Annotated in this window: 11 protein-coding genes; 9 read left to right on the forward strand and 2 right to left on the reverse strand. The window is 65.4% G+C overall.

Annotated features, from left to right (window positions below; genetic code table 11):
* The first annotated feature begins 160 nt into the window (after nucleotides 1–160).
* The 5 genes from tdh to proX all read left to right on the forward strand — a co-directional run bounded on the left by tdh (nucleotide 161) and on the right by proX (nucleotide 5761).
* On the forward strand, nucleotides 161–1186 hold the full coding sequence (gene tdh / locus ACZIYR_RS15830) for an L-threonine 3-dehydrogenase (RefSeq protein ID WP_473034740.1): 1026 nt from the start codon (nucleotides 161–163) through the stop codon (nucleotides 1184–1186).
* Between the two features lie 4 nt (nucleotides 1187–1190).
* A complete protein-coding gene (kbl, locus tag ACZIYR_RS15835; RefSeq protein WP_483527366.1) occupies nucleotides 1191–2381 on the forward strand; it encodes a glycine C-acetyltransferase in 1191 nt (396 codons plus the stop codon).
* 159 nt (nucleotides 2382–2540) lie between these two features.
* Nucleotides 2541–3797, forward strand: coding sequence for a quaternary amine ABC transporter ATP-binding protein (locus tag ACZIYR_RS15840; protein ID WP_483527367.1), 1257 nt, complete (start codon nucleotides 2541–2543; stop codon nucleotides 3795–3797).
* Nucleotides 3794–4687, forward strand: coding sequence for an ABC transporter permease (locus tag ACZIYR_RS15845; RefSeq protein ID WP_483527368.1), 894 nt, complete (start codon nucleotides 3794–3796; stop codon nucleotides 4685–4687). Before ACZIYR_RS15840 ends, ACZIYR_RS15845 begins: the two co-directional genes overlap by 4 nt.
* A gap of 36 nt (nucleotides 4688–4723) precedes the next feature.
* Nucleotides 4724–5761 (forward strand): glycine betaine/L-proline ABC transporter substrate-binding protein ProX, encoded by a 1038-nt coding sequence (gene proX, locus ACZIYR_RS15850; protein ID WP_483527369.1) that lies wholly within the window; start codon nucleotides 4724–4726, stop codon nucleotides 5759–5761.
* 199 nt (nucleotides 5762–5960) lie between these two features.
* Here proX and copM read toward each other — a convergent pair whose 3' ends face one another.
* Nucleotides 5961–6446: a CopM family metallochaperone gene (gene copM / locus ACZIYR_RS15855; RefSeq protein ID WP_483527370.1), complete on the reverse strand. Its 486-nt coding sequence runs from the start codon at nucleotides 6444–6446 to the stop codon at nucleotides 5961–5963.
* Between the two features lie 278 nt (nucleotides 6447–6724).
* On the opposite strand from copM, the gene ACZIYR_RS15860 reads away from it, so the two are divergent.
* From ACZIYR_RS15860 to ACZIYR_RS15875, 4 genes are all read left to right on the forward strand, one after another.
* Nucleotides 6725–7222 carry an NfeD family protein gene (locus ACZIYR_RS15860; RefSeq protein ID WP_483527371.1) on the forward strand — a complete coding sequence of 166 codons (498 nt, stop codon included), beginning with the start codon at nucleotides 6725–6727 and terminating at the stop codon, nucleotides 7220–7222.
* 11 nt (nucleotides 7223–7233) lie between these two features.
* Nucleotides 7234–8280, forward strand: coding sequence for an SPFH domain-containing protein (locus ACZIYR_RS15865; protein WP_483529094.1), 1047 nt, complete (start codon nucleotides 7234–7236; stop codon nucleotides 8278–8280).
* Between the two features lie 154 nt (nucleotides 8281–8434).
* Entirely contained in the window at nucleotides 8435–8596 is a 162-nt protein-coding gene (locus tag ACZIYR_RS15870; RefSeq protein ID WP_473034747.1) for a YhfG family protein, read from the forward strand.
* Between the two features lie 20 nt (nucleotides 8597–8616).
* Complete coding sequence (locus ACZIYR_RS15875) at nucleotides 8617–9213, forward strand: putative adenosine monophosphate-protein transferase Fic (protein WP_473034748.1); 597 nt, start codon at nucleotides 8617–8619, stop codon at nucleotides 9211–9213.
* Here ACZIYR_RS15875 and zapE read toward each other — a convergent pair.
* Nucleotides 9203–10381, reverse strand: coding sequence for a cell division protein ZapE (gene zapE, locus ACZIYR_RS15880; RefSeq protein WP_483527372.1), 1179 nt, complete (start codon nucleotides 10379–10381; stop codon nucleotides 9203–9205). The two genes, ACZIYR_RS15875 and zapE, sit on opposite strands and share 11 nt — an antisense overlap.
* Nucleotides 10382–10386 lie beyond the last annotated feature (5 nt).

Raw genomic sequence — 10386 nt, forward strand, 5'->3', positions numbered from 1 at the left:
GCATAGCAGAATATTTCTGCAATACTGGAAACGAATCTTCTATAGTAAACACGACAACCCCGATTGCCAACGACCGCCCTGCCCATTGGCTGCCAGCCCGGCGCCACAAGCGCCTCGCTTGGCGACAAACGCTCGTACCACGACCCACAACAGGTGAGACATGAAAGCACTGGTCAAGAAGGAAGCCGCCCCCGGCCTGTGGCTGGAAGACGTGCCGACACCCGATGTCGGCATCAACGACGTGCTGATCCGCGTCAAGCGCACTGCCATCTGCGGCACCGACATGCACATCTACAACTGGGATAGCTGGGCGCAGAAGACCATCCCCACTCCCATGGTAGTGGGTCATGAGTTCGTCGGCGAGATCGTCGAGGTCGGCTCCAACGTCAACGATTTCAAGCCTGGCCAGATCGTCTCCGGCGAGGGTCACGTGGTATGCGGGCGCTGCCGCAACTGCCTGGCGGGACGCCGCCATCTGTGCGCCTACACCAGCGGCGTGGGGGTCAACCGGCCGGGCGCCTTCGCCGAGTATGTCGCCCTGCCCATGTCCAACGTCTGGGAGCATAAGTCGGGCATCGATCTCGACGTGGCCGCCATCTTCGACCCCCTGGGCAACGCCGTGCACACCGCCCTGCAGTACGACCTGCTCGGCGAGGACGTGCTGATCACCGGGGCCGGCCCCATCGGCGCCATGGCCGCCGCGGTGTGTCGCCACGCCGGCGCCCGCCACGTGGTGATCACCGACCTCAATCCCGAACGCCTGGCGCTGGCCAAGCGCCTCGGCGCCACCCGCACCGTGGACGTGCGCCACGAGACCCTGGCCGAGGTACAGCGCGACCTGGGGCTCAGCGAAGGCTTCGACGTTGGCCTGGAGATGTCCGGCAGTCCCGCCGCCTTCCGCGACATGCTGGCTAACATGTGCCACGGTGGCAAGGTGGCGATGCTCGGCATTCCCACCGAGGACATCGCCATCGACTGGAACACGGTAATCTTCAACATGCTGACCCTGAAGGGCATCTACGGGCGCGAGATGTACGAGACCTGGTACAAGATGTCGGTGATGATCGAATCGGGGCTGGATATCGCGCCGGTGATCACCCACCGCCTGCCCTATACCGAGTTCCAGCGGGGCTTCGATGCCATGCTGTCCGGTGAAGCCAGCAAGGTCGTTCTGAACTGGGAGTGATGAGATGTACGGGGACTTTCAACACCACCTGCGCCGCGAGCTGGACGCCATCGAGGCGGCCGGCCTGACCAAGCACGAGCGGCTGCTCGCCTCGCCGCAGGGGGCCCACGTGGCGATCGAGCAGGGGCGCGAGGTGCTCAACCTGTGCGCCAACAACTACCTGGGCCTGGCCCAGCACCCGGCGGTGAACGCCGCCGCCAAGGCGGGGCTGGAAGAGTGGGGCTACGGCCTGGCCTCGGTGCGCTTCATCTGCGGCACCCAGAGCCTGCACAAGCAGCTGGAAGCCAAGCTCAGCGAGTTTCTCGGCACCGAGGACACCATCCTCTATCCCTCCTGTTTCGACGCCAACGGCGGGCTGTTCGAGACCCTGCTGGGCGCCGAGGACGCGGTGATCTCCGACGAGCTCAATCACGCCAGCATCATCGATGGCGTACGCCTCTCCAAGGCCCGTCGCTACCGCTACCGCAACCGCGACATGGCCGACCTGGAGGCGCAGCTCAAGGCCGCTGACCGCGACGGCGCCCGCTTCAAGCTGATCACCACCGACGGCGTCTTCTCCATGGACGGCTACATCGCCCCCCTCGACGAGATCTGCGATCTGGCCGAGCGCTACGGGGCGCTGGTCCACTTCGACGACTGCCACGCCACCGGCTTCGTCGGCGCCGGGGGGCGCGGCACCCACGAGCACCACGGCTGCCTGGACCGGGTCGACATCACCACCGGCACCCTGGGCAAGGCGCTGGGCGGGGCCAGCGGCGGCTACACCAGCGGCAAGCGCGAGATCGTGGAGCTGCTGCGCCAGCGCTCGCGGCCCTACCTGTTTTCCAACACCGTGGCACCGCCGGTGGTGGCGGGCGCCCTGAAGGCGCTGGAGCTGGCCGCCGAGTCCGATGAGCTGCGCGACCGACTCAAGGACAACACCGCCTTCTTCCGCGACGGGCTCGAGCGACTGGGCTTCGAGCTGCTGCCCGGCGAGCACCCCATCGTGCCGGTGATGCTGCACGATGCCGCGGCCGCCGGCCGCTTCGCCGACGCCATGCTCGAAGAGGGCATCTACGTGATTGCCTTCTCCTACCCGGTGGTGCCCAAGGGCAAGGCACGCATCCGCACCCAGATGTCGGCGGCGCTCACCCACGACGACCTGGAATTCGCCCTGGCCGCCTTCGGTCGGGTCAAGGAGCGGCTGGGGCTCTAGGAGGCTGTCGCCCCCTGAAGCGGATCATGCAGGCAGAAAAATTTACGCTACCCTTTACCATTAGGGAGTTAAGAGCAGGCTCGCTGAGTCCTTGAACATCAAGGCACGCCCCCGATAGAACTCGGGAAAACAGTGCTAAAAGGCGCAGGAGGCTCCGATTTGATACGCGCAGAAGGCGTCACCAAGGTCTTCGGCCCGACTCCAGAAACGGCGCTACCGCTGCTGGAGTCGGGCAAGGGAAAAAGCGAAATTCAGGCCGAGACAGGCCAGGTCGTGGGGGTCCACGACGTCAGCTTCACCGTCGAGTCGGGCGAAATCTTTGTCATCATGGGCCTCTCGGGCAGCGGTAAATCCACCCTGATTCGCTGCATCAACCGGCTCTTCGAACCCACCGCCGGACACATCTTCTTCCAGCATCCCGACGAGGGAGAGATCGACATCACGCAGCTCTCCGGTGAGCGTCTGCGCATGCTGCGCAAGTACCACATGAGCATGGTCTTCCAGAATTTTGCGCTCTTCCCCCATCGCAGCGTGCTCGACAACGTGGCCTACGGGCTGGAGGTCCAGGGCAAGTCGCGTGACGAACGCCACCGCCACGCCCAGGAGATGCTCGAGATGGTCGGCCTGGGCGACTGGGGCAAGGCCTACCCGTCGGAGCTGTCGGGCGGCATGCAGCAGCGGGTCGGGCTGGCTCGGGGGTTGGCCACCGACGCCGGGGTGCTGCTGATGGACGAGCCCTTCTCGGCGCTGGATCCGCTGATCAAGGTCAACATGCAGCAGGAGCTGAAGAAGATCCAGCAGCAGCTGGGCCGCACCATCCTGTTCATCACCCACGACCTCGACGAGGCCATGCATATTGGCGATCACATCGCCATCATGGAAGAGGGCAAGATCATCCAGCTCGGCACCCCCGAGGAGATTCTGGTCAACCCGCGTACCGAGTACGTGGCCCGCTTCGTCGAACACGCCGACCCCACCGGGGTCATCACCGCCGGCACCATTGCCCTGCCCTTCGATAGCCCGGCCTTCACCACGGTGAGCGAGGCCGACGGCCTACGCTTTGTCGCCGCCGAGGATCTGCCGGAGCTGCACTATGGCCTGGACGATCAGGGCCAGCTGTGCGAGGCCCGCCTGAATGAGCAACGCCTCGAGATCCGCTCGCTCGATGAGGCGCTCGAAAGCGAGGCCCGTGGCGCCCGACGTGAGGACCTGCTGATGCACTGTCCGCGCGAGACTGTCCTGCGTCGGGTGCTGCGTGGCCGCACCCGCACCGCGCTACCGACGCTGGTGACCGACGACGAGGGCCGCGTCATTGGACTGATCGACGAGCCCCAGCTGATCAGTGGCATTCTCGAGAAGCGCGGGCCAAGCGCCGACGGCGAGTCGCAGCCGGCGACGGAGGAGGCGTGCTCATGAGCGAGTTTCTCGAGCTGCTTCGCCAGCTGATCACCGACCCCTTCGGGCTGCTCGACGCCCTGCCGGTGCGTCAATGGATCACCGATGCGGTCAACTGGGTGGTGAGCAACTTCCGCGACTTCTTCCGCGCCTACCTCAGCCCGCCGGTGCGCGGCGTGATGGAGGTCATCCAAACCGCTCTGCAGGCCATCCCGCCGGGGCTGTTTTTGATCGGCATCTTCCTGATCGGCTGGCGGGCCGCCTCCTGGCGGGTGGGGCTGTTCAGCCTGATCGCCTTCGCCCTGGTCGGCTTCATGGGCGTGTGGGACGCCATGGTGGTGACCCTCTCGCTAGTGGCCACGGCAGTGCTGTTCTGCATGCTCATCGGCCTGCCGCTGGGCATCCTCTGCTCGCGCAGCGACCGCTTCGCCAATGGCATGCGGCCGATCCTCGACATCATGCAGACCACCCCACCCTTCGTCTATCTGGTGCCGGCGGTGATGCTATTCAGCATCGGCAACGTGCCAGGGCTGATCGCCACCATCATCTTCGCCATGCCGCCGATGATCCGCCTGACCAACCTGGGCATTCGTCAGGTGCCTACGGAGTACATCGAAGCCGCCGAGGCCTTCGGCTCCACCTCACGCCAGATCCTCTGGAAGGTGCAGTTCCCGCTGGCCCTGCCCACCGTAATGGCAGGGCTCAACCAGACCATCATGCTGGCACTCTCGATGGTGGTGATCGCCGCCATCATCGGCGCCGGCGGGCTCGGCCTGGAGGTCTACGCCGGGCTCGAGCGCCTCAACATCGGCCAGGCCTTCGTCGGCGGCATCGGGATCGTGCTGCTGGCCATGGTGCTGGACCGCATCACCCAGGGACTGGGCGAGAAGGCGCCCGGAAAAGGCAAATAGTCCCGCTTTCACCGCAACGTGAACAGGAGGTATGTCATGCATAACACGACAACCCATCGACATCCGCTGAAGCACACCACCCTGGCCCTGTCGGCGGCCTGCCTGCTGGGGCTGGGCGGCCAGGCAGCGGCCGACACCGAGCGCCCCGGCGAGGGCGTATCGGTACAGCCCGCCGTGGCCACCTGGACCTCGGCGGTACCGGTGAGCTGGGCCTTCGTCGAGCTGCTCGAGGAGCTCGGCTATGAGGTCCAGACCCCGATCTCGCTCTCCAATCCGGTGGCCTACTTGGCGGTCTCCGAGGGTGACGCCGACTACTGGCCTAACGGCTGGTTCCCGCTGCACAGCCCGCAGCTGCCGGACAACTTCGACGAGGTCGCCACCATCTTCGATCCGCTCTGCACTGCCTGCGGTATCCAGGGCTATCTGGCCGACACGCCCTCCATCGAGGAGTATGAGATCACCGGCATCGAGGATTTCACCCGCGACGAGGTGAAGGCCGCTTTCGATGCCACCGGTGATGGCAAAGCCGACCTGTTCGGCTGCCCGCCGGGGTGGGGCTGCCACGAGGGCATCAATGCCATGCTCGATAAGTTCGAGCTACGCGACCATATCAACCACGTGGATGCCGGCTACGCCGCCAACTTCGCCGAGGCGCTGTCGCGCATCCAGGCCGGCGAGCCGGCGCTCTACTACACCTGGGGGCCCAGCGCCTGGCTGCTCTCCCTGGTGCCCGGCGAGGACGTGATGTGGATCAACGCCCCGGGCATCGTCGAGGACGAGGCCGAGCGCGCCGAGGGCGTCGCAGGCGCGGTCAGCGACCCCATCGAGATGGGCTTCGTGGCCGCCGACATTCAGGTGGCGGCCAATAACGCCTTCCTCGAGGCCAACCCGGCCGCGGCCGAGCTGTTCCGCCAGGTGCGCCTGCCCCTGGAGTGGATCAGCGAAGTGGACGGTGCCATGGACGAGCAGGACCTCACCGATGCCCAGGTCCGGCCGCTGGTCGCCGAGTGGATCGCCGAGAACCGCGATACCGTCGATGAGTGGCTCGCCGCCGCCCGCAGCGCCGCCGAGTAAGCATCGGCGTCTCCTCGGGAGCGGCAGTGGGGTATCACAAAATACCCCGTAGCGCCCCTGCCCCTTCGGCAGGGGCGCTTGTCACGCTGCCCCCCTTGCCATCTACCCCATCTACCGCGATGGCAGCCTCTGCTGCCTGACGCAGGCAGGCGGCCCGGAGGCCGCCTGCGCAGGGTAGTAGCAATGCCGCCGGTAGCGGTCAGTCGACGGCGTGGCCATGCGCCTCGAGCCAGTCGCGCAGGAAGGCGATCTCCTCCTCCTGGGCCGCGATGATCTCTTCCGCCAGCTCGCGGATCTGCTCGTCCTCGCCGTGCTCGAGCACGATGTTGGCCATATCGATGGCCCCCTGGTGATGGGGGATCATGCCGCGGGCGAAGTCCACGTCGGCATCGCCGGTGAAGCCGACCATCATGCCCTCATGCATGCGGTCATTGGCCTCCCGGTAGGCCTGCACCGCCGGGTTGTCGGCATGCTCCTCGGCGTGAGGAGCATCGCCGTGTTCACCATGGGCATGATCATCGCCATGGCTGCTGGCCATGGCCGGCTGGGCCAGCAGCCCGGCCCCGGCCAGGGCGGCAGCGCCCAGCGCCGCGGCCCACCAGCCAAGCCTTGCCTGGGGGCGGCCGGCGGCGATGGCGCGAATATCATCCTTGCGGTTCGGCCTGGGGGTCTGTCGATGGGTCATCATGAAGCTCCTTGCGGGTGTAGCACGTCGGGAGGCCCTTCCGTCTGATACCTGTGGGCCAACCAAGGGTAAGCGAATTGCCTGCCCTGGTTGGAACGCCATCGGCGCAACGGGTTCCCGGGTATCGAGCGATGCCCCCTTATCTGTGCGCGCGTGTCTGAAAGCAGCCGGTAAGCGTAGCCCGTAACGCGGTAACCGAGTACCCTCGTGATGACACTCACACATGAGCTCTGCCTCATTTTTTCCGAGCCACATGCTGCCCGAGCCACGGAACCACCATGGATTGGAACCCCTCTCTCATCTGGCTGATCATCGCCCTGCTGCTGGGCCTGGCCGAGCTGACCTCCGGCGGCCTGGTGCTGCTGGCACTGGCCGCAGCCGCCCTGCTCACAGCCGCCCTGGCCACCCTGGGGCTATCGCTGCCTTGGCAGCTGCTGGGCATGGGCGTCTTGTCCGGCGTGCTGGTGCCGCTGGCCGTGTGGAAGATCCGCCCCTGGTTCTCGCCCCGCGGGGTGGCCTACGGCACCACCGGCACCGGGGTGGAGAAGGGCCACACCTATACCACCCTCAAACGCGACTTCGACGGCGCCACCGGCATCAAGATCAACGGCGACTTCTATCGCCTGCGCGTCGCCGACGAAGCGGGGGAAAGGAGCGGCGAGACCGAGCTGCCGGCAGGCACCCCCGTTATCTTCCAGGCCTTCGACGGCACCACCGCCATCGTCCGCCTCGCCCAGGCGACGCCCTTCCGGCGCGCCACCCACGACCCGGAGTAACCCACATGGATATGGACCTTCCCATCAGCCCGGGGCTGATCATCGCCCTGATCGTCGTCGTCATCGGCATCCTGATCATCGCCAAGGGGCTGGTGATCGTGCGCCAGTCGGAGGTGATGGTGATCGAGCGCCTGGGGTCGTTCAGCCGGGTGCTGGAGAGCGGTATCAACATCATCGTGCCCTTCATCGACCAGCCCCGCGCCATCACCATGATCCGCTACCGCAAGATGGGCGAGGAGTACCACGCCATCACCAGCAACGAGACGCGCATCGACCGCCGCGAGACGGTGATGGACTTCCCCGGCCAGCCGGTGGTGACCACCGACAACGTCACGGTGCGCATCAACGGGGCGCTCTACTACCAGATCATCGACCCCAGGCGCGCCGTCTATGAGGTCGAGAACATGAGCCAGGCGGTGGAGGTGCTGGCCAAGACCACCCTGCGCTCGGTGGTGGGCAAGATGGAGCTCGACAAGCTGTTCGAGTCCCGGGCCGAGGTCAACAACGAGATCCAGGCCGCCATGGAGGAGCCCGCCTCCAAGTGGGGGGTGAAGATCTCCCGGGTCGAGGTGCAGGACATCGCCATGCCCGAGGAGGTGGAGTCCGCCATGCGCCTGCAGATGGCCGCCGAGCGCAAGCGCCGCGCCACCGTGACCGAGGCCGAGGGCGAGAAGGCCGCCGCCATCGCCATGGCCCAGGGTCAGCGCGAGTCGGCGATTCTCAACGCCCAGGGCGATAAGGAGTCGGCCATCCTGCGTGCCCAGGGCGAACAGGAGTCGATCAAGCTGGTGCTGGGCGCCATCGGCGACAGCGAGGAGAACAAGCGTACCGTGGTGGGCTACCTGCTCGGCCAGAGCTATATCAAGGCGCTGCCGACCATGGCCCAGGAGGGCGAGCGCGTCTTCGTGCCCTACGAATCCTCGGCGCTGCTGGGCTCCATGGGTATGTTCCGCGAGATGGCCGGCTCGCCGGAGGACGCCGTGGCCAGCCACCTCAAGGCCGGCGGCAACGCAAGCGGCCTGCGCGGCGGCGTGGTGGGCGGTGCGGCCAGCGGCTAACGCTCGAAGCCTGGGCATCGGCTGTCAGGCCGATGTCCCGGCACTTTTCCAGCGACAGCGACTGGTCCGACTACAGCGACTAGCGCTCGGGAAGGAAGCATCGTGCGCCGATATACGTTAAAATACGGGCATCGGAAAATTCGAGGCAATCCCCATGACCAAGGTATCCCTCAAGACCAAGCAGGACTATTTTGCCAAGGTCAAGCAGCACAACTATGCGGCCAGCCTGCGCCTGGAAGGGTTCAGGGCTCCCAATGCACCACTGCACGCGCTGCCCAGCAAGTCCGCCACGCTGGAAAAATATCGCCAGCGTTGAGCGTGCCACTAGCCGTTTTCATGGACAAGTACGGCGTCGGCCAGGATCCCTACTGTTACGACGGTAGCAGCGTTTTCAAGAATCTCCTCGATATTCGTGACGATGCAATCCTGCAGGAAGCCGAACGCGAGCTGACGATCATTGCTGCCGACGGGATTCCTTTCACTCCCCCGCCCTACGATTTTGACTATCTCAAGGCGCTGCACAGGCAGCTCTTCCGTGACCTTTATCCTTGGGCCGGCGAAATCCGTACCATAGATATTTCCAAAGGCGATACGCGCTTTTGCCATTGCGACCGCATTGAACCGGAAGCCAACAAGCTGTTCACACAGTTAGTGCGAGCCAACTGGTACACAGACCTTGAGCGTGACGACTTGATAGTTGCCGCCGCAGAGTTCTACGGCGATCTCAATGTCCTGCACCCCTTTCGGGAAGGCAACGGCAGGGCGCAGCGTATTCTCTTCGAGCATCTGATCATTAATTGCGGCTACGAGATATCGTGGGCCCGGCTGGAACGGGACGAGTGGATTCGAGCCAACATCGCTGCTTACTACTGCGATTACGGCCCCATGATCGAGGTTTTCAGGCAGTGTATCGGGGCGCCGCTTACCGAATGACGTAGTCGGTTGAGCCGCTTGCAGGTAGTCCACCAAACCTTTCCAGCTGCATCTCCTGCAGGCGGCTCAGGGCACGACAGAACGGGAAGGCGAGATAGCCGTGGGGATAGAGCTCTTCCATGGGCACCTCGGCTTCCACATAGAGCGGTACGCGACGGTCGTAGCATTCATCCACCAGGGCGATGAAGCGACGCACGCCGTCGTCGCGGCGCGAGAGCGGCGGCAGCTCCCTCTCCCCGGCCTCGACACGCTCGATACCATCCTCGGTACCACGCGCGATGCCGCCCAGAGCATGGGCATCGTTAAGCTGCGGTACCTCGCTGAGCAGGATATGGTCGAACTCGTCGACCAGCGCAATGAAGTCCAGCGCGGCCAGCGGCTGCTCGCACAGCTCAGCGTAGCGGCACCACACCACCCGCTCGCTGCACCGCTCCACCGCAATCCGGCGATGCCCCAGCTCGATGAACTCGGCGCTGGGCTCGGTGCTCGTCGTCTCCTCCTCGCTCAAGCGCTCGAAAACGGCCGCTAGTACACTCGGGCGGCCGGGTTCGCTCACCCAGTAGCGCTGGCAGGGCTTGCCTGGGTGCAGCCGGTGGTCCTGCCCACCATCCAGTTCGACCACCTCCATGCAACGCCTCATGGCCGCCACGGCAGGCAGGAAGCGGTCGCGGTTGAAACCGTCGGCATAGAGCCCATCCGGTGCCTGATTCGATGTGCACACCAGCACGAGTCCCTCGTCGAACAGCGCGCCCAGTAGTCGGCCGAGCAGCATGGCATCGGCGATATCGTTGACGAACAGCTCATCGAGGCAGAGCACGCGCACCTCAGCCGCAAGCTCCCGCGCCAGCGCGATGAGTGGGTCGGCGGTGCCACTCAGCTGGAACTGGCGCTGGTGCACCCAGCGCATAAAATGGTGGAAGTGCAAGCGCCGGGCGGGCACCTGGAGATGTCGGTGGAAGCCGTCCATCAGCCAGGTCTTGCCGCGCCCCACCGGGCCCCAGAGATAGACGCCGGGTATGGCTTGGCACCCATCTGAGGCGGCGTTATCGTGCAGCGCCCGGTGGCAGGCGTCGAGCCGGACGGCGGCAGTCCGCTGCGCCTCATCCGGCACGAAGCCCTGGCGCTCCACCGCCTCGCGGTACAGCGCCAGCGGTGAAACAGCCGTCATGTCTC

This window comes from Billgrantia sp. NRB1 (genome assembly GCF_056921725.1).

Bases quoted from the DNA above. Each gene is read 5' to 3' on its own strand.
- proX (WP_483527369.1), top strand. From the start codon at position 4,724: ATGCATAACACGACAACCCATCGACATCCGCTGAAGCACACCACCCTG.
- copM (WP_483527370.1), bottom strand. From the start codon at position 6,446: ATGACCCATCGACAGACCCCCAGGCCGAACCGCAAGGATGATATTCGC.
- ACZIYR_RS15865 (WP_483529094.1), top strand. From the start codon at position 7,234: ATGGACCTTCCCATCAGCCCGGGGCTGATCATCGCCCTGATCGTCGTC.
- ACZIYR_RS15870 (WP_473034747.1), top strand. From the start codon at position 8,435: ATGACCAAGGTATCCCTCAAGACCAAGCAGGACTATTTTGCCAAGGTC.
- kbl (WP_483527366.1), top strand. From the start codon at position 1,191: ATGTACGGGGACTTTCAACACCACCTGCGCCGCGAGCTGGACGCCATC.
- ACZIYR_RS15875 (WP_473034748.1), top strand. From the start codon at position 8,617: ATGGACAAGTACGGCGTCGGCCAGGATCCCTACTGTTACGACGGTAGC.
- ACZIYR_RS15845 (WP_483527368.1), top strand. From the start codon at position 3,794: ATGAGCGAGTTTCTCGAGCTGCTTCGCCAGCTGATCACCGACCCCTTC.
- tdh (WP_473034740.1), top strand. From the start codon at position 161: ATGAAAGCACTGGTCAAGAAGGAAGCCGCCCCCGGCCTGTGGCTGGAA.
- ACZIYR_RS15860 (WP_483527371.1), top strand. From the start codon at position 6,725: ATGGATTGGAACCCCTCTCTCATCTGGCTGATCATCGCCCTGCTGCTG.
- zapE (WP_483527372.1), bottom strand. From the start codon at position 10,381: ATGACGGCTGTTTCACCGCTGGCGCTGTACCGCGAGGCGGTGGAGCGC.